12 protein-coding genes are annotated in these 19,480 nt (G+C 70.5%); 7 read left to right on the top strand and 5 right to left on the bottom strand.

Annotation, left to right across the window (positions count from 1 at the left end; translation table 11 throughout):
- Positions 1-187 precede the first annotated feature (187 nt).
- From IEV93_RS02835 to IEV93_RS02825, 3 genes are all read left to right on the top strand, one after another.
- Complete coding sequence (locus IEV93_RS02835) at positions 188-4,642, top strand: IniB N-terminal domain-containing protein (RefSeq protein WP_188486738.1); 4,455 nt, start codon at positions 188-190, stop codon at positions 4,640-4,642.
- 206 nt (positions 4,643-4,848) lie between these two features.
- Positions 4,849-6,735, top strand: coding sequence for a dynamin family protein (locus IEV93_RS02830; protein ID WP_188490322.1), 1,887 nt, complete (start codon positions 4,849-4,851; stop codon positions 6,733-6,735).
- Positions 6,732-8,195 (top strand): dynamin family protein, encoded by a 1,464-nt coding sequence (locus IEV93_RS02825; protein WP_188486736.1) that lies wholly within the window; start codon positions 6,732-6,734, stop codon positions 8,193-8,195. Before IEV93_RS02830 ends, IEV93_RS02825 begins: the two co-directional genes overlap by 4 nt.
- A gap of 2 nt (positions 8,196-8,197) precedes the next feature.
- Here the strand turns inward: IEV93_RS02825 and IEV93_RS02820 are convergent, their stop codons facing one another.
- Complete coding sequence (locus tag IEV93_RS02820) at positions 8,198-8,752, bottom strand: hypothetical protein (protein WP_188486734.1); 555 nt, start codon at positions 8,750-8,752, stop codon at positions 8,198-8,200.
- Between the two features lie 114 nt (positions 8,753-8,866).
- On the opposite strand from IEV93_RS02820, the gene IEV93_RS02815 reads away from it, so the two are divergent.
- Positions 8,867-10,003 (top strand): DUF7159 family protein, encoded by a 1,137-nt coding sequence (locus IEV93_RS02815; RefSeq protein WP_188486732.1) that lies wholly within the window; start codon positions 8,867-8,869, stop codon positions 10,001-10,003.
- Here the strand turns inward: IEV93_RS02815 and IEV93_RS02810 are convergent.
- On the bottom strand, positions 10,000-11,148 hold the full coding sequence (locus IEV93_RS02810) for an FAD-binding oxidoreductase (RefSeq protein ID WP_188486730.1): 1,149 nt from the start codon (positions 11,146-11,148) through the stop codon (positions 10,000-10,002). The genes IEV93_RS02815 and IEV93_RS02810 overlap by 4 nt on opposite strands.
- 78 nt (positions 11,149-11,226) lie before the next feature.
- Between IEV93_RS02810 and IEV93_RS02805 the strand changes: the two genes are divergently transcribed.
- The gene (locus tag IEV93_RS02805) at positions 11,227-12,351 is read left to right on the top strand and encodes an amidohydrolase family protein (RefSeq protein ID WP_188486728.1); all 1,125 of its coding nucleotides are present in this window, start codon (positions 11,227-11,229) and stop codon (positions 12,349-12,351) included.
- 65 nt (positions 12,352-12,416) lie between these two features.
- Positions 12,417-13,871: an LLM class flavin-dependent oxidoreductase gene (locus IEV93_RS02800; RefSeq protein ID WP_188486726.1), complete on the top strand. Its 1,455-nt coding sequence runs from the start codon at positions 12,417-12,419 to the stop codon at positions 13,869-13,871.
- On the opposite strand, the gene IEV93_RS02795 is transcribed toward IEV93_RS02800, so the two are convergent.
- Positions 13,868-14,311 (bottom strand): hypothetical protein, encoded by a 444-nt coding sequence (locus IEV93_RS02795; RefSeq protein ID WP_188486723.1) that lies wholly within the window; start codon positions 14,309-14,311, stop codon positions 13,868-13,870. The genes IEV93_RS02800 and IEV93_RS02795 overlap by 4 nt on opposite strands.
- 252 nt (positions 14,312-14,563) lie before the next feature.
- Here IEV93_RS02795 and IEV93_RS02790 point away from each other — a divergent pair, with 252 nt between their 5' ends.
- Positions 14,564-16,771, top strand: a complete 2,208-nt coding sequence (locus IEV93_RS02790; protein WP_188486721.1) for a glycoside hydrolase family 3 C-terminal domain-containing protein — start codon at positions 14,564-14,566, stop codon at positions 16,769-16,771.
- Positions 16,772-16,868: 97 nt separating this feature from the next.
- Here IEV93_RS02790 and IEV93_RS02785 read toward each other — a convergent pair whose 3' ends face one another.
- Positions 16,869-17,618 carry a MerR family transcriptional regulator gene (locus tag IEV93_RS02785; protein ID WP_188486719.1) on the bottom strand — a complete coding sequence of 250 codons (750 nt, stop codon included), beginning with the start codon at positions 17,616-17,618 and terminating at the stop codon, positions 16,869-16,871.
- A gap of 81 nt (positions 17,619-17,699) precedes the next feature.
- The gene (locus IEV93_RS02780; RefSeq protein WP_188486717.1) at positions 17,700-19,451 is read right to left on the bottom strand and encodes a pyruvate dehydrogenase; all 1,752 of its coding nucleotides are present in this window, start codon (positions 19,449-19,451) and stop codon (positions 17,700-17,702) included.
- Positions 19,452-19,480 lie beyond the last annotated feature (29 nt).

Genomic DNA, 19,480 nt, shown 5'->3' with positions numbered 1-19,480 from the left:
TCAGGAGATTGCGGGGACATCCCCTATTCCCCCTAATGCACCCCCCGACCCCCTAGTCCGAGCCGGACGCGGACGAGGGGGTTGATCCCCGTTGGGCGGGGGGTCGCAGATGCCTAGCGTTGTGGTCATCGGAGATCCGGGATCTCACGAAGAGCTCAGACCTCCACAACCAGCCACAGGAGCCACCATGCCCACCAACGCAGTCCTCGACTTCATCCTCAACCTGCTGCGCGACGACAAGGCGGCCAGCGCGTACTGCCTGAACCCGCAGGCGGCGCTCGACGCGGCCGGGCTCCCCGAGCTCTGCCACGCCGACATCGTCGGTGCGGCGCCGATGGTCGCCGAGTCCGGTCTGTTCCCCGGTGGTCAGCGCCTCGCGTCGATCGTCAACGCCGGCGCGGTCCCGGTCGCGGCAGGCGGTGTCGGTGGAGTGGGACTCGGCGGGGTGAACGCCGGTCTCGGCAACATCAACCTGGGCGGGGTCAACCTCGGCGGGGTCAACCTGGGCGGCATCGGGCTGGGCGGTCTCGGCGGGATCGCACTCGGCGGCCTCAACTTCGGCAGCATCGACTTCGGCAACCTCGCGCTCGGCGGGATCAACCTCGGCAACGGGATCAACTTCGGGTCCGTGAACTTCGGCGGCCTCGGCAACTTCGACTTCAGCAGCCTCAACCTGGGCGCCCTCGACCTCAGCGCACTCAACTTCGGTGTCGTCTCCATCAGCAACCTCGTGTCCGGCGTCCTCGACCTCGGCGACCTGGCCATCGGAACCCAGCTCGGTGCCGTCCTGGCCGGTTCGCTGGCCGCCGCACTCAGCGTCGGCGGAACCGTCGCGGCCACCTTCGGCGCGGCGTTCGGCGCCTTCATCGACGCGGCCGTCGCTCTCGGCGGCTCGCTGGTCAACGTCATCGACCTCAACGGTGTCCTCGACATCGGCGCCACCATCGCCGGCGTCTTCACCGGAGGCCTCGGCCTGGCCGCCGGTCTCGGCGCACAGCTCGCCGGGACCATCAACGCGGCCGTCGCGGTCGCCGGCGGCATCGCGGGCGCTGCGGTGCTCAACGGCACCGCGACCATCGGTGCCGTCCTCGGCGGCGCACTCGGAGTGGGAGGTGCCCTCGCCGGAAACGTCGGTGCGGCCCTCGGTGCAGCGGTCGGTGGACTGATCGGGGTGGGCGGATCCCTGGCCGCCGATCTGTCCGCCGCACTCGCTGCCGGTGTCGGGGTCAGCGGCTCGCTGGTCGCCGTCCTCGCCGGAGCGCTCGGTGTCGGTGTCGGTGCGGTCGGCGGGGTCGTCGCCCAGCTCAGCGGCGCACTCGGTGCGGCGCTCGGCGTCACCGCCGGACTCGGCGGCACGCTGGCCGGTCTGCTCAACACCACCGTGCTCGCCACCCTCGCGGGCGGCCTCACCACCGCGCTGCAGGGCGCCCTGGTCACCGCGCTCGGCGCCGGTGGCGTCATCGGCGCCGACCTCGGTCTCGCGCTCGGCGCGGTCCTCGGCACGGTCACCGACCTGACCGGGATCCTCGACCTCAACGCTGTCATCGGCGCGGGCGGCACCCTCGCGGGCGCCCTGACCGGGGTGCTCGGACTGGGCGGCGGGATCACCGCCGCATTCGCAGGCGCCCTCGACGCCGCGCTCGCCGCAGCAGGCGGTTTCGACCTCGCCGCGGTGTTGGCGGGCGGCGGCAACCTCGGTCTCGCGCTCGGCACGGCACTGTCCGGTGTCCTCGCCGCGGGCGGCGCCGTGGCAGCCAACCTCGGTCTCGCGCTCGGCGGTGTCCTCGGTGTCGCCCTGGGCGGCGGACTGGGAGTGGCAGGCGCGCTCGGCGCACAGCTCAGCGGCCTGCTCGCGGGCGGAGTCGGCCTCGGCACGGCGCTGGCGACCGTCCTCGGCGGAGCCCTGAACCTCGGCGCGGGCGCAGTGCTCGTCGGTGGCGTCGTCGGCAACGTCTCGGCCGTTCTCGGTGGCGCGCTCAGCGCGGCCCTGGGCGCCGGCGGACTCGTCGCGGGCAACCTCACCGCACTGCTGGCCGGCGGACTGACCGCTGATCTCTCGGCTGCTCTCGGCGCCGTCCTCGGCGCCGGCGGCATCCTCGGCGCCGACCTCGGCCTCGCGATCGGCGGCGTCTTCGGTGCCCTCGCGGGCGTGTCCGGTGCACTCGCACTCGCACCGACCATCGGTCTGGCCCTCGCCGGACAGCTCGGTGCCGCACTGGGCATCGGCGGCCTCGCCGTCGGGCAGCTCGGGGCGTCGCTCGACGCACTCCTCGCCGGCGGTGTCGACCTGGCCGGCGTGCTCGCGGGCACCGCGAACATCGGCGCCGTCCTCGGCACGGCACTCGGCCTCGGCGGGGTCCTGGCCGCCGATTTCGGCGCCACCCTCGGCGCGGTCCTCGGGACCGCGCTGTCCGGTGCGCTGGGCGCACAGCTGGCCGGCCTGCTGGCCGGCGGTGTCGGACTGGGCGCCGCACTGTCCACCGTCCTCGGTGGGGCCCTGGGCCTCGACGTGGTCGCCGGGCTCGCGGCGGGTGTCGCCGCAGACCTGACCGCCACCCTGGGCGGAACCCTCGGCGCGGTCCTCGGTGCCGGCGGCGTCCTCGGCGCCGACCTCAACGCTCTCCTGTCCGGTGGACTCACCGGTCAGCTCTCCGGTGCCCTCGGCACCGCGCTCTCCGCGGGCGGCGCAGTCGCTGCGAACCTCGGTGTGGCACTGGGTGCCGCACTCGCGGGCGTGGTCGGTGTCGGTGGTCTGATCGCCCTCGACCCGACCCTCGCACTCGGCCTCGGCGGAACGCTGGCCACCGCGCTCACCGGCGCACTGGGCCTCGACGGTCTGCTCGTCGGCGGCCTCGGGACCACCCTGGCGGCCGCTCTCGGCGCGGGGGTCGACCTGGCCGCCGTCGTCGCGGGAACCGCCGACCTGTCGGCCATCCTCGGCACCACCCTGGGCGCGGGCGGAGCTGTCGCCGCCGGCCTCGGAGCGTCCCTCGGCGCCGTGCTCGGCACTGCACTCACCGGCGGGATCGGCGCACAGCTCTCCGGCCTGCTTGCCGGCGGCGTCGGCCTCGAAGCCGGACTCTCGACCATCCTCGGCGGCGCCCTCGGTCTCGGAGCTGCCGGTGGTCTCGCGACCACCCTGGGCACCACGCTGACCGCCGCGCTCGGCGCGGGCGGACTGCTCGGCGCCGACGTCAGTGCCCTGCTCGGCGGCGGTCTCACGGCCGGTCTGTCGAGCACCCTGAGCACCGCGCTCGGTGCCGGCGGCGCACTCGGCGCCGACTTCGGTGCCGCACTCGGCGGTGTGCTCGGTGCCGGACTGTCCGGCCTCGGTGCGCTCGACCCCTCGGTGGGTCTCGACCTCGGTGCCGCACTCGCGGGCAACTTCGCCGGCGGCCTCGGGCTCGACGGCGCGGTCGTCGGCCAGCTCGGCGCCGCACTCAACACCGTTCTCGGCGGCTCGGTGGATCTGTCCACCGTGCTCGCCGGTGGCGCCGACCTCGGCACCACCCTGAGTGCCGCGCTCGGCGCGGGCGGCTCGGCCGCGGCGGGTCTCGGGGCATCGCTCGGCGCCGTCCTGGGCACCGCGGTCACCGGTGACCTCGGCACGCAGGTCATCGGCGCACTGGGCGGTGGCGCCGACCTCGGCACCGCGATCAGCACGGGCCTGGGCGGCGCACTCGACCTCGACGGTGGCATCACCAGCAGCCTCGGCACCGCACTCGGCGCCGCGATCACCACCGGCGCCGCGGCAACCGGCGGACTCGACGGACAGCTCGGTGCGCTCGCCGATCCCTCGGCGGCCCTGAGCAGTGGACTCGCGGGTGTCGCCGGACTCGGTGGCGCAGCAGGTCTCGGCGGTGCAGCGGGTCTCGGTGGTGCTGCAGGACTCGACGGTGCTCTCGGTGCGACCGGCGGTCTCGGTGCCGCACTCGGTGCCACCACCGGCCTGACCGGCGCGCTCTCGGGCGCCACCGGCCTCTCCGGTGCCACCCCCGGCCTGCCCGATCTCGGGGCAGGTCTGACGACCGGGCTCGGCCTCACCTCGGGGATCGCAGCCACCGCGACCGGAGCCCTGGACCCCACGCCGGGCACCGGTGCCGGACTCGACGGCGCCGTCGGCGCAGGCGCGGGCGGCGCCGTCGATGCCGGTTCGCACGCGGCGGGCGGTCTGGGTCTGGGCGGTCTCGGGCTCGGCTCGGGTGTCGACTCGGCGCTGCAGGGCGGGGCGACCGGCGACCTGGCGGGTGCGCTGCACTCCACCACCTCGGGCGTCGGCGGCCTCACGTCCGGACTCACCGGTTCGACCGCGGGCGCGGCGACCGGCGACGCCTCGGGTGCGGGCTCGCTGCAGGGTGCGACCCACGGCCTGACCGACACCACCGCGGATCTGACCGGATCCACGGCGAACCACGCTGCGGCCGGCGCCGGCTCCACGTGGTCGGGTCTCGACGCCGACCACACCTTCGCCGGTAGCGGCTCGGGCGCCACCGCGGGCGACGGCGGTCTGCACACCAGCGGACTCACCGACGGCCTGACCGGCGGACTCACCGGTGGCGGCGACTCCGCGGGCCAGACGCACACCGAGGCCACCTCCTCGGAGTCGCACCACCTGGACCTCGGACACGGTCTGCTGCCCTGACCGACCGACGCCGCGCGGCGTCACCGCAGAAGAGCTCGTCAGCGCAGCGCGCGCCGGTTGCCCCGAACTACCGTCCGCGCCTGCCTGGCAGCATCGGCCCCGTACGCTGAATTCCTGGCGTACGGGGTCGTTGCGGTTCTCCGCACACGACGCGTCGTGCGCTCCCACCACACCCGACGACAACCCAGGTGAGGTCGACCACCACCATGCAAGCCACCCCCGACGGCCACGAGGTCGCACAGTCCGATGGCTCGGCGGCACGCCAACTCGGCGACCTGCTCGGTCAGATGGGCGGGGTGGCCTCGCGGGCCGACCGCCACGACCTCGTCCAACGGCTCGAGGGTGCGCGCACCCGTATCACCGACCCGCGGTTGCGGATCGTCATCGTCGGTCAGCTCAAGCAGGGCAAGAGCCAGTTCGTGAACTCGCTCCTCAATCTCGAGGTGTGCTCCGTCGGGGACGACGAGACGACCGCTGTGCCGACCCTCGTGCAGCACGCCGACACCCCGTCGGCCGTACTCGTCCTCGACCAGCCCGGCGCCGAACCCACGCGGGTCCCCATCCCGATCGAACAGATCCGGTCGATCACCCCGACCACCCCTCTCGCGCAGGGGCGCGACATCCTGCGTCTCGAGATCAGCGTCCCCAGTCCGCTGCTCGCCGACGGGCTCGTCGTCATCGACACCCCCGGGGTCGGAGGCCACGGCAACCCGCACGCCGCCAGTACGTTGGGCCTGATCCCGTCCGCCGACGCGGTGTTCGTCGTCTCCGACGCCAGTCAGGAGTTCACCGAACCGGAGGTCGTCTTCCTCCGCCAGGTCACCGCGTTGTGCCCCACCGTCGCCTGTCTGATCACCAAGACCGATCTCTACCCGCACTGGCGGGCCATCGTCGACGCCGACCGGGGACACCTGACACGCGAGGGCATCGACGTCCCGCTGCTGCCGATCTCGTCGATGCTGCGCTCACATGCGTTGCGGCTCAACGACGACGGACTCAACACCGAGTCGGGTTTCGCCGATCTGTATACCTACCTGCGGGAGAAGGTCGTCGCGCACGCGGACCTGGCGACGCGCTCGTCGGTGTCGCTCGACCTGCGCTCGGTGTCCGAGCACCTCGCACTGACCCTCGGCAGCGAACTCGCGGCCCTGCGCGACCCGGAGACCGCGGCCGTCGCCGTCGCCGGTCTGCAACGGGCGCAGACCGCGGCCGGTGAGATGCAGAAGAAATCGGCGCTGTGGCAGCAGACGTTGTCCGACGGTGTCACCGATCTGGCCGCCGACATCGACCACGATCTGCGCGACCGACTCCGCGCCGTCACCCGCGAGGCCGAGAAGGCCGTCGACGAGGGCGATCCCGGCAAGGACTGGCCGCAGATCGGGGAGTGGCTCGAAGACCAGATCGCGACCGCGGTGGGCGACAACTTCGTGTGGGCCCACGAGCAGGCGCTGTGGTTGTCGCAGCAGGTGGCCGAGCACTTCGCCGACGCCGCGCAGACCCATCTGCCCGATCTCGACATCTCCGACATCGACGGCGTCTTCGATCCGGTGACCGACCTCGCCGACCTCGAATCCGGACGGCTCGGCATCGGTGCGAAGGCGCTGATCGGGATGCGCGGGTCCTACGGCGGCGTCCTGATGTTCGGTCTGATGACGACGCTGATCGGCCTGACCCTGATCAACCCGATCTCCGTCGGCGCAGGCATCCTGTTGGGCAGCAAGGCATACCGCGACGAGAAGGGGGTCCGCGTCGATCAACGTCGGGCCAAGGCCAAGCAGGCGATCTTCAAGTACACCGACGACGTAAGCTTCCAGGTGGGCAAGGAGTCGCGGGACCGGTTGCGCCACATCCAGCGATCGCTGCGTGATCACTTCACCGAGGTCGCCGAGCAGGCATCGACGTCGATCAACGAGTCGTTGCGCGCCGCACAGGAGGCCGCCTCCCTCGCGCAGTCCGAGCGTGCCGGGCGGATGGCCGAACTCGAGCGGGAGCTCAAAGCCGTTGCCGCGCTGCGCACCGTCGCCAAGCAACTCGACCCAGGTCCCGAGGCCATCGAGCTCGTCACTCCCGGTGAGCGGATCATCGGCGCGTGAGCACGATCGACCGGGCCCGCGAGCTGATCGCAACGGCACAGGACCTCTGGTCCGACGACGCCCGCATCCACCACGAACTCGTGCAGTGCGGTGAACGTCTCGACGAGCCGCTGCGCATCGCGCTGGCCGGCTCGCTCAAGGCGGGCAAGTCCACGCTGCTCAACGCCCTTGTCGGACAGGACATCGCACCCACCGACGCGACCGAGTGCACGCGCGTCGTCACGTGGTATCGCCGCGGCGTGACGCCCACGGTCACGGCGACCTACGACGGTGACCGGACCACCGAGATCCCGGTGCTGCGACCGGACGGCCGACTCACCTTCGACTTCGGCAAGCTAACCGCCGAACGCGTCGACCGTCTCGACGTCACGTGGCCCGCCCGCACGCTGCGCACCACGACCATCATCGACACCCCCGGTACGGCGTCGCTGTCCCGCGACGTCTCGGCGCTGACCGTCGACATGCTGACCCCCGAGGACGGGGAGTCCGGCGCCGACGCGGTCGTGTACCTGCTGCGCACCCTCACCGGCACCGACACCTCGTTCCTCGCGCGCATCGGCGAGTCCATCGGGCGTGACTCCGGGCCACTCGGGGTGGTCGGTGTGGTGTCACGGGCCGACGAGATCGGCGCGGGCCGGATGGACGCGATGATGTCGGCGAGGGACGTCGCCGCGCGCTTCGCGGGCGAGCTCGAGCGGACCGGGTTGTGCCAGGCGGTGGTCCCGGTGGCGGGTCTGCTGGCCCTCGGCGCGCGGACGCTGCGTGAGGTCGAGTACCGGGCGCTGGTGAAGCTGGCCGCGGTCGCGCCCGACGACCTGGTGGTGGCGATGCTGTCGGTCGACCGGTTCGTCGCACCGACCACCGAACTGCCCGTGGAGCCGGCCCTGCGCGCGACGCTGCTCGACCGGTTCGGCCTCTTCGGGATCCGGCTGGCCATCACCCTGATCCGCCTGGGGACCCCGGACTCGCCGACGCTGGCGTCGGAGCTCGTCGCACGCAGCGGACTCGACGAACTCCGCGACGTGATCGATGTGCAGTTCGGGCAGCGGGCCGATCAGCTCAAGAGTCACACCGCGCTCATCGCTCTGGGTCGCATCCTGGCGCACAGCGATTCGCGGGAGGCCTCGGAGATCCGGCACACGGCCGACCGGATGCTCGCCGACGTCCACGGGTTCGCCGAGCTACGCCTGCTGGGCCGGTTGCGGACCGGCGCGATCCACCTGCCCGAGCACCATCTCGACGAACTCACCCGGGTCGTCGGTGGACACGGCATCGAACCCACGCGGCGGCTCGGTCTGGCCCCCGACGATCCGCTGGAGAAGGTGCGGTCGGCGGCGATGGACGCGGTACGCACGTGGCGGGCCCGGGCGACGCATCCGCTGCTCGATCGGCCCACCGCGTTGGCCTGCAGTGCCGCGGCTCGGAGCGCCGAAGGGGTCCTCGCGGCTCTGCCGCGCTGACGTCAGCGTTTCGGGGCGGCGCGCAGCCACCGGCCCACCGACGGCACGAACATCACCCCGGTGGCGATCGCGGCGAGTGCCGCCACCACGAACGGCGACCAACCGACGACCGGGGACAGCAGATCGCGGGCCGGCTCGACGACGGTCCAGAACGCGATCGCCCCGACGACCGTGACGACGCCGACCGTGGTCAGGGTGGTGCGTCCACCGGGGATGCGGTCGCGGATGCGGATACAGCCGTAGAGCGCCAGCAGGACGATCACCAGGGCGATCGCCCCCGCCGCGATCATGGCGATGTCGACCGCGGTCTTCACCTCGTCGGCCGAGGCGGATGCGTTGTCCGCGGCGAGCGAGCGGGTGAGCTCGGATCGGACCTCGCTCTGGCGGATCGCGACCAGGGCGGACGTCGCCGCCAACGCGATGAGGGTGAGGACCCACGCGAGCACGCCGAGGTCGATGATGCGGGGTCGGTCGTCGCTGACCGGCTCGCGCATCGGCGTCACGGCGATCTGCGGACGCGCCGGTCGGGCCGGTCGTTGCGGCTGGTCGGGGGACATGGCACGAGCCTAACCAGCGGGCAGGGTAACGGAGGGCGGGTACGTCCCGATAGGGTCTCGTACGACGAGCGGCCCAACCGGTCCGTCACGCAGCCAGACGCGAGGTGTCAGACGATGAGTCAGGTACTGGGCGTTTCGGTCACCGATCTGCAGATCGCCTCCGTTGTCATGGAGGTGTCCACCGGCAACGTGCTGGCCCGGAACGTCGTGGATCTGACCGACAGCTCCCCGGACACGGTGTTCGACGCGATCACACAGCTGGTCGAGTCCGCCCCGTTCGCGGTGGATGCGGTCACGGTCGCCTGCGCTCAGCGCAGCATGCAGGTGTCGCTGCACAACACCGTCACGGCCGGAGCCAAGACCGACCCGGACTGGTATTCGCGCACCACCATCACCGACACCCCGTTCGCGTTCGCCAATGTCGCCGCGGCACAGTCGGATCAGCGTGGTGTCATCGTGGTCCTCGACCTCGCCGCGGACGCCGTCCCGTTCAACGAACTGTCCATCGCCGCGGTCGACACCGAGTCGGCGACGGTGGTCGGCGCGGTCCAGCTCCCGACCGGCGGTGCACGTGAACCCGTCACCGACACCCCCGGCGCCCAGGCCGTCGCGGGCGCCTTCGGGCTGCTGCCCTCCACCGACGTCGGACGCAGCGGCGTCTTCGTGGTCGGACCGGGCGCCGAGGTCCCCGGGGTCGCCCCGACGCTGGAGTACGAGACCCAGCTCCCCGTCCAGATCGCGTCGGAACCGACCTACTCCGCCGCCCACGGTGCCGCGCTGCACGGTCGCAACCGTGGCGTCACCGGGAGCAACCGCACACGTTGGCTCGCGCTGGTGGGTGCGGCGGTCGCCGCTGCTGTACTCGCCGCCGTCGTGGTCGGGGTCGTGCTGTTCACCGGAGATGACGACGAGCCGTCTCCCGCCGGGTCGGAGTCCTCGGTGACCACCTCGGCACCGACGACCACCACGACGGCACCGACCACCACGCGGTCACGCCCGCCGTCGACCACCACCACGACCACCGAGGAGCAGACGGAGGAGTTCGTGCCGCCACCTGCGCCGCCGCAGGAGACGGTCACCGTGACCCAGCCTCCGCGTACGGTCACCCGGACGACCACGCCGCCGGCGGCCACCACCACCACCACGACCAGCTCTCCCGCGTCGTCGCCCAAGCCCGAGAATCCGAGCGTGCCTGCCCAGGGCAATGCCGGAGGCGGGGCAGCAAACCCGGGTGGTGCCGGCGGCGGCTAGAGCGGATCGCTCTGGATTCTGCTGGCCGGTACGCCCGCGATGATCAGGGATCGTCGGGTGCTTTCGACCATCTCCGGTGACCCCGCGACGATCGCCTGGTGCTCCGACCAGTCCTGATGTGCGAGCGCGACGTCGACGACGGTCCCGATGCGGTGCTCCATGCCCAGACGCGCGAAATCGATGTCGCGGGTGAGCCACCACGGGTTCGTCGGTTCCTCCGACGCCACGGTCACCGTCAGCCACGGGTTGGTGCCCGCGATCTGGGCGAGCGTGCCGACGTCGTACAGCTCGCCGGGGTAGCGCATGCCGTAGAACAGGTGCGTCGGGCGGGAGTCGACCCGCCGCGACATCTCGATGATCAGCGACCGCAGCGGTGCCAGCCCGGTGCCGCCGGCCAGCAGCAGCACGTCGCGGTCGGGTTCCACGGCGAGCGTCCCGTGGCTCTGTGCGAGCGTCCAGACGTCGCCCACGGCGGTCTCGGTGACGATCGACGTGCTCACCGTGCCCGAGGGCACCGCGCGGACGTGGAACTCCAACTCGCCCGATGGGTTCGGTGGGATCGACGGCGACAGATGACGCCAGACTCGCGGCCACTGGGGGACCTGGACCTCGATGTACTGCCCCGCCAGATAGGTCAGCGGGGTGTCGGTGACCAGCCGCACCACCGCGAGATCGCGCGAGAGTCGGTACTTCTCGACGACCCGTGCCTGCCACGTCGCCGGACCGCGGGCGCTCTCCGCGGCTCCGCGCATGACGCCGGTGGCCAGCAGCAACGCCTGCGCGGTGATCGCCGACGTCGCGGGGTCGAAGTCCTCGCCGAGGGTCGAGCTGATCTCGGCCAGCAGCGACCGGAAGAACACGTCGTAGTGCTCGGGGGCGACGCCGAACTTGCGGTGATCGTGGCCGAGCTGACCCAGGAAGCCGATGAGGTCGGTGTGGCCGGCGGGATCGGGGATGACCTCGAAGATGTGGTCGAGGACGCCGAACAGGGCCGTGCGCTGGTGCGCCATCGTCGCCGGGAAGAGATCACGGAGCTCGGGGCGCACCGAGAAGAGGCGCGTGTAGAAGTCGGAGACGAACCGGTCCGGGTCGCGACCGATCGCGTCGCGCACAGCACCCAGCCCGCTGCGCGTGTGACTTCCCATCGCGAACCGACCTCCTGCACTCGACAACTCGCGCGTACCCCCACGGAGTGTCGGTGCCCACGTTAGTACAGTCTGACCATGGTCTTCGGTGAGTCGTCCTCGGATGCACTGGCCGACGTCATCCCGTCGATCATCGACACACACATCCATCAGTGGGATCCGCTGACCACGCCGCGTGAGGCGAGCTCGGTGGCACGCGTGTACCGGTTCTTCCCCGCCGCGGGTGACCGGCTGTTCCGGCTACGCAATCAGGCCGACCGGGAGTTCGCGCTGACGCCGCGGAACCTGTTGCGTCCCTATCGGCCGAGGGATTACCTCGCCGACATCGTGGCGGTCGAGGGTGCGACCGGTGTCCCGGTCGGGTCGGCGGTGCACATCGAGGCAGGCTGGCACGGTGCCGAGGAGTTGGGGCCGGCGGGCGAGACGCACTGGATCGACGAGCTCCCCTTCGGCGAGGGTCGTTCGCCGTCGCTCGGAGCGATCGTCGGGCACGCCGATCCGCGCGCTCCGCACGTCGCGGACCTACTCGACGCCCACCTCCGCGCCGCGAACCACGCGCCGTTCCGCGGAATCCGCTCGATGGCGGCGCGCCACCCCGACCCGAAGGTGCGCGACTGGACCGACGAGGACCACGCGCTGACCTCGGCGTCGTTCCTGCGGGGATTCGCCGAGGTCGCCGCGCGTGACCTCAGCTTCGAGGCGTGGGTGTACTCGCATCAGATGGTCGACGTCGTGCGGCTGGCGCGGGAGTACCCCGAGGTCACCATCGTGCTCGACCACTACGCCACACCGGTCGGGGTCTTCGGCCCGATGGGCTCGCGGACCGGGCACACCGCGGCCGACCGTGCCGACATCTACGCGCGATGGCGGGACGGGATCGCCGAGGTCGCCTCGTGTCCGAACGTCGTCGCCAAGCACTCCGGTCTGGCGTTCCCGTTCCTCGGCTACGGGCACCAGGCGTCGGGCAACATCGGCAGCCAGGCGACGCTGACCGACATGATGGGCCCTCTCATCGACCACACCACCGACGTCTTCGGCCCGGATCGGGTGATGTTCGGGTCGAACTACCCGATCGACAAACCGAACGCGTCGGTGGCCATGATCGTCGGCACGCTGCTCGACGTGTTGACACCGCGAGGACCCGATCTGCTCCGCAAGGTGTTCCGCGACAACGCGATCCGCGTCTACCGCCTCGACGCCTGACCTCCTCGGAAGGGTTCGCGCCACGCTGGGCGCAACCGTGGCGGGCTGTCCCGACGGTCGCGACAATGAACTCCGAAGTCTGTCTATCGAGGAGTGTCGTGTCGCGTCCCATCCGTTTCAATGCCTTCGACATGAACTGTGTCGCCCACCAGTCGCCCGGGCTGTGGCGCCACCCCGAGGACCGGTCGTGGGACTACAACACCCTCGACTACTGGGTGGAGCTGGCCAAGCTGCTCGAGACCGGCGGGTTCGACGGGTTGTTCATCGCCGACGTGCTGGGCACCTACGACGTCTATGCCGGCACCGACGAGGCCGCCATCCGGCAGGGGGCGCAGACGCCCGTCAACGATCCTTTGTTGCTGGTCTCGGCGATGGCGTACGCGACCGAGCACCTCGGCTTCGGCATCACCACCGGCACCGGATTCGAGCACCCAGTCCCGTTCGCGCGCCGCATGTCGACGCTCGACCATCTGACGAAGGGCCGGATCGGCTGGAACGTGGTCACCGGCTACCTGCCGTCGGCCGCGCGGAACATGGGCGAGACCGACCAGCTCGCCCACGACGCCCGGTACGACCACGCCGATGAGTACCTCGAGGTGCTGTACAAGCTGTGGGAGGGCTCGTGGGAACGGGACGCCGTGCGCCGTGACCGGGAGGCCGGTGTGTTCGCCGACCCCGCGAAGGTGCACCACATCGGCCACCGCGGCGAGCACTTCTCCGTCCCCGGCATCCACGTCTCGGAGCCGTCGCCGCAGGGCTCGCCGGTGATCTACCAGGCCGGGGCGTCGCCGCGCGGACTCGCGTTTGCCGCGGGGAACGCGGAGGCCATCTTCGTCGCCGCGCCCACCAAACCGCTGCTGCGTGAGACCGTCTCCAAGGTCCGTGCCGCGCTCGTCGACGCGGGTCGCAGACCGCACGACGCGCGGATCTACACGTTGCTGACCATCATCACCGACGCCACCGAGGAGGCCGCGCAGGCGAAGGCGGCGGAGTACCGCAGCTACGCCAGTGCCGAGGGGTCAATGGTGTTCATGTCGGGGTGGATGGGCATCGACCTGTCGAGCTACGACCTCGACGAGCCGATCGGCAACGTCGAGTCGAACGCGATCCAGTCGGCGGTCGCGTCGTTCCAACAGGCGTCGGACACCGGCAAGGAGTGGACCGTCGGCGACATCGCCGCGTGGGGCGGCATCGGCGGTATGGGTCCTGTGCTCGTCGGATCCGGTGAGAGCATTGCCGATCAATTGCAGAGCTGGGTCTCCGAGACCGACGTCGACGGGTTCAACCTCGCGTACGCCGTCAGCCCGGGCACGTTCTCCGACGTCATCACCCACGTCATCCCGGCCCTGGAGCGGCGCGGCGCGTATGAGCGCGAGTACATACCGGGAACGTTGCGGCACAAGCTGTTCGGTGAGGGCGACCGGCTGCCGGACCGTCATCGCGCGGCCGGTTACCGCGTCGGCGGGGTCAACTCCACCATCGACGACTCGGTGCGTGACGGGATCGGCGCCGGACGCTAGGAGTTCACCAGTCCGACGGACGGCAGGCTCAGGGTTCGAGGAACGCTGAAGGAGAGTCCTACCGGGCCGCGACCAGTGGTGACGAACTTCGGGGTGGACCTACCGACGGCCGTGGTGCCGGTCGCGCCGTTGGCGAAGTTGATCCATTGCACCGACATGTCGACGGAGTACCCGCACGGGCGGCCGCCCTCCGATGCGCACCGACGGCCGACGGTGAACCGGACAACGCCGGTGCCGTTGGTCGCAGCGTCGATCTCGACCACGGCGGCCCCGAGTGGGATCGGGGTGCCTGCAAACGTGTTCACGCGGAAGTCGTGATGGGTGAAGGCGGGTTGCTGCACCGGTAGGGCGTTCGCAGGACCTGCCCCGATGGCGGCGGCTCCTGCGACGGCGCAACCGACGGTGACCGTCCGGACGAGTGTGGTGCGACGTGATGGCATGGGGACTCCTAGAGGCGAAGTATTTGTACAACCTCACTATCGGTACTCGGCAGTACCGCGTTACGCAAGCCCCGGGCCTAAGCCCGGGAACTTGCTCTGTCCGTGGCGGCGAAAGTCTGCGCTGAGCGGGGCGGCGTCGACGTATGTGCCGTGGTTGGTCGCTCCGTGCAGAGTTTCGCCGCGCGTCGTGGGCAGACGCGATCCGTAGCCTCGGTACCGGACCAGCGGTGGCAACGGTGATTAGGAGTGTCGATGACGGACCCGACGAAGGACCTGTCCCTGGAGGAGAAGACGTCCCTCGGTAGCGGCGCGGATTTCTGGACGACGAAGGCGGTCGGCTCCGTTCCGTCGCTGATGCTGACCGACGGTCCGCACGGCGTGCGCAAGCAGACCGGCGCGAGTGACCACCTGGGTCTGGCGGGAAGCGAGCCTGCGACGTGCTTCCCGCCTGCGGTCGGCCTCGGCCAGTGCTGGGACCCCGACCTGATCCATCGGGTGGGCGATGCCCTCGGCCGTGAGGCCCGGGCGCTGGACGTCGATGTCCTGCTCGGGCCCGGGGTCAACATCAAGCGGGATCCGCGCTGCGGCAGAAACTTCGAGTACCTCTCGGAGGACCCGGTAGTCGCAGGCGTACTCGGTGCCGCGTGGGTAAGGGGTGTGCAGAGCGTCGGGGTCGGGACGTCGCTGAAGCATTTCGCCCTCAACAACGCCGAGACCGATCGGATGCGCTCGAGTTCCGACGTCGCCCCTCGGCCGATGCACGAGATCTACCTGCACGCGTTCGCGCACATCGTCCGCACCGCGCGACCGTGGACGGTGATGTGTTCTTACAACCGCATCAACGGTGTGTACGCCGCCGAGAACCACTGGCTGCTGACCGAACTCCTGCGCGAGACGTGGGGATTCGACGGCGCGGTCGTGAGCGACTGGGGTGCGGTGCGCGACCGGGTCGCCGCGGTCCGCGCGGGTCTCGACCTGGAGATGCCGGGCACGGGTCCCGCGGCCGACACCGAGGTGGTCGACGCCGTCCGCGCCGGCGAGCTGTCGCAGGACGCGGTGGATCGTGCCGCCGCGGCGGTGGCCGAACTGGCGCGCCGGGTAGAGCCCGGACGGGAGAACGCGGCCGACGTTGATCTCGACGCCCATCACCGTCTCGCGCGCGAGGCCGCCGCCCGCAGCATCGTCCTGCTCAAGAACGACACCGACCTGCTGCCGCTGACGCCGGGCACCGCGATCGCAGTCATCGGCGAGTTCGCGCAGTCGCCCCGCTATCAGGGCGGTGGCAGCTCCCACGTGAACCCGACGCGGCTCGACATCCCGCTCGACGAGATCCGCGCGCAGGCCGGTCCCGGCGCGGTGACCTTCGCGCCCGGGTTCACCACCGACGGTTCCGGCGACGCCGCGACCCTGCGCGAGGAAGCGGTGCAGACGGCCGCCGACGCCGAGGCGGCCGTCGTCTTCCTCGGACTCGGTGCCGAACAGGAGTCGGAGGGGTTCGACCGCGACGACATCGAGATCCCCTGGGGACAGCTGGATCTGGTGGCGGCGATCGCGCAGGTGCAGCCGCGGACCGTCGTGGTCCTGTCCCATGGCGGCGTGCTGCGTCTGCAACCGGTCACTGATGCGGTCCCCGCCATCGTGGACGGTGCGCTGCTCGGCCAGGCCGGTGGTGGTGCGATCGCCGACGTCCTGTTCGGCGCGGTCAACCCATCGGGTCGCCTGACCGAGACGGTCCCGATCCGTGTGGAGGACTGCCCGTCGTATCTCGACTTCCCGGGCGAGAACTCTCACGTGCGGTACGGCGAGGGTATTCACGTCGGCTATCGCGGCTACGACGCGCGAGGACTGGAGGTGGCGTTTCCGTTTGGACACGGGTTGTCCTACACGGACTTCGAGTACCGCGATCTCTCGGTGGCCTCCGACGAGACCGGTGTCGACGTCGAGATCACCGTCACGAACACAGGTCAGCGGGCGGGGCGCGAGGTGGTGCAGGTCTACGTGACCAAGACCGGGTCGCGGGTGGTCCGACCACCGCGGGAGCTCAAGGCGTTCGCGACGTCATCCGTCCTCGAACCCGCTGCTTCAGAGACGATCTCGGTACGGATTGCGCGCGCCGACCTCGCCTTCTGGGACGAGCGGCGCGGTGACTGGACCGTCGAGGACGGCGCGTACGTCGTCGGGGTGGGCGCGTCGAGCCGTGACATCCGCGCCACCGACATCGTCGACGTGGCCGGTGACGACGACTCGGTCCCGATCACCTGGCAGTCCACCCTGGCCGAGGCGCTGGCCGATCCGGCCGTCGCGGCGGCCATGGCGGACATGCTGCCCGCGGGTGCGTCCGACGGCGGCGATGCCCTGGGCACCGACATCGTCAAGATCATGGGGTCGATGCCGCTGGACCGGTTGAAGCGGTTCGGTATGGGATCCGACGCGCTGGACGACCTCCTGGCCGACGACTGACGCCGGACGCGTCCATAACCGTCACCGATGCGGCGCCATCTGTGCGCTGAGTCCGGATCGGACCTGAGTGGTGACGGTTGTGGTCCGATCCGACTCGTCAGTTTCGAGAGTCGTTGGCGCGCGCGATGAAATCGATCTGTTCCGGCGTCGGTCCACCGAAGTCCCGCTGGATCTCCTCGGTGTTCTCCTCCTGCATGCGGTACATCCCGTCACGCAGGCCGGGGTCGCCGCCGTGGAACTGCTCGAGCAGACCCATCCACTCGGCCGCGAGCGCGGCGGCTTCCTCGGAGGTCGGATCCATCCCAACGGTGATCGCCGCATCGACCTCCGCTATCAATGACGGCCACCGATTCTCCACCGCGCGGATCTGCTCCTCGCCCAACTCTTCTCGACGAACTGCCAGCGCCGCGAGCTGGTCGGCGTCGAAGTAGTTCTCCACTCGTGCATCCACTGTCATCACCCTTCTGATGAGGTCGAGGAGGTCGGTGTCGGTGGGTCGGTCCGCTCGACGCACCGTCGCGAGGACGGTCGCCATATGGGTCTGCAGCCGCTGCATCGCCGCGAGCTGCGTGTCGACGTGATCGGCGTGTGCGACGAGCATCGCCTCGAGCGATGTCTCGCCGGTGATGGCGCAGGCGATCTGTTCCAACGACAGCCCGAGCTGACGCAGGGCCAGGATCTCGTAGAGTCGCTCGACGTCGACTCCGTTGTAGAGCCGATAGCCCGCACCGCTACGACGCGACGGACTCAACAGTCCGATGTCGTCGTAGTGGTGCAGGGTCCGCACCGTGAGCCCGGTCAGCTCCGCCAGTTGTCCGACGCGATAGAGCTTCTCGGGCTCACTCATGCCGACACCCACTTCCTCTCCGGCCACCCGGTGTGGCCGACGAGATCGACGCTAGAGCCGCACGCTACGTGAGGGTCAACATCAGGGACGGGGAACGTTGCGCAGGTTCGATTTGGCCATCTTCATGGCCTCACCCATCCCGCCGTTGAGCACCACCTTGCTCATCGCGAGCGCGAAGCCCTTCAGCTGGGTACCGGTCAGCTTGGGCGGCACCGACAACGCCAGCGGGTCGGTGACCAACTGGACCAGCGCCGGGCCGTCGTGGGCGAGCGCCTCGGCCATGGCGGCGGAGATGTCGCCGGGCTCGGTGACCCGCCGACCGTGGATCCCGACCGCGTTCGCGATCGCGGCGTAGTCGACCGGCGCTACATCGACGCCGAAGTCCGGCAGCCCGTCGACCAGCATCTCTGCCTTGACCATGCCGAGGGTGGCGTTGTCGAACAGCATGATCTTCACCGGCAGCTTGTACATCGCAACGGTGAGGATCTCCGAGAGGAGCATCGATAACCCGCCGTCGCCAGAGATCGAGATGACCTGTCGCCCGGGCTGTGCCGACTGTGCGCCGATGGCGTGCGGCAGTGCGTTGGCCATCGAGCCGTGCAGCATCGAGGCGATGAACTTCCGTCGACCGGTCGGGTTGATGAAGCGGGCCGTCCACACGTTGCACATACCGGTGTCGGTGGTGAAGACCGCGTCGTCGGCGGCGAGGTCGTCGAGGATCGACGCTGCGTACTCGGGGTGGATGGGGACGAGCTTCTCGGCGTTGCTCGCGTACGCGCCGACGACCTTGTTCATCAACTGGTCGTGCTTGGCCAGCCAGGTGTCGAGGTACCGCCGGTCGGTCTTGCGCTCCACCAGCGGCTCCAGCGCGCGCACCGTCGCCCCGACGTCGCCGTGCACCGGGAACCCCACCGCGGTACGCCGCCCGATCTTCGTCGCGTCGATGTCGATCTGCGCGGTCGTGACCTTGTCGGGCAAGAACTGCGAGTAGGGGAAGTCGGTGCCCAACAGGATCAGCAGGTCGGCGTCGTGGATGCCGGCGTGCGCCGCGCCGTAGCCCAGCAGCCCGGTCATGCCGACGTCGTAGGGGTTGTCGTACTGGATGAACTCCTTGCCGCGCAACGAGTGTCCGATGGGCGCGCCGATCTTCTCGGCCAGTGCGACGACCTCGTCGTGGGCGCCCTTGACGCCGTAGCCGGCGAAGATGGCGACCTTCTCGGCGGCGTTGATGGCATGGGCCAGCTTCTCGATGACCTCGGTGGGCGGGGTGACGATCGGGGTCGCCGGGATCGAGATGGGATCCATTGTCGCGGTGGCCGATTCCTCGGCGATGTCGCCGGGCAGGGTCAGCACGGCCACCCCGTTACCGGTGATGGCCGAGTGGATGGCCGCCCGGAACATCCGCGGCGCCTGATCGGTGGTGAGGATCAGCTCGTTGAACAGCGAGCACTCACCGAACAGGCGGTCGGGGTGCGTCTCCTGGAAGTAGCCCGAGCCGATCTCGCTGCTCGGGATGTGCGACGCGATCGCGAGGACCGGGGCGCCCGAGCGGTGTGCGTCGTAGAGGCCGTTGATGAGGTGCAGGTTGCCCGGCCCGCACGACCCGGCGCACACGGCGAGTTTCCCGGTGGTCTGCGCGTCGGCGGCAGCGGCGAAGGCGGCGGCTTCCTCATGGCGGACGTGGATCCAGTCGATGCCGCCCTTGGCCGCGCCGCCGGAGCGCCGCACGGCGTCGACGACCGGGTTCAGACTGTCGCCGACGATTCCGTAGATCCGGGTGACACCCGCGTCGATGAGACCGCGGATGAGTTGGTCGGCAATGGTTGTCGCCATGGAGAACTCCTCGTGAGAGACGTGGTGAT

The organism is Williamsia phyllosphaerae, from assembly GCF_014635305.1.
Lineage (GTDB): Bacteria > Actinomycetota > Actinomycetes > Mycobacteriales > Mycobacteriaceae > Williamsia_A > Williamsia_A phyllosphaerae.
This window is presented reverse-complemented; position numbering and strand designations above follow the sequence as displayed.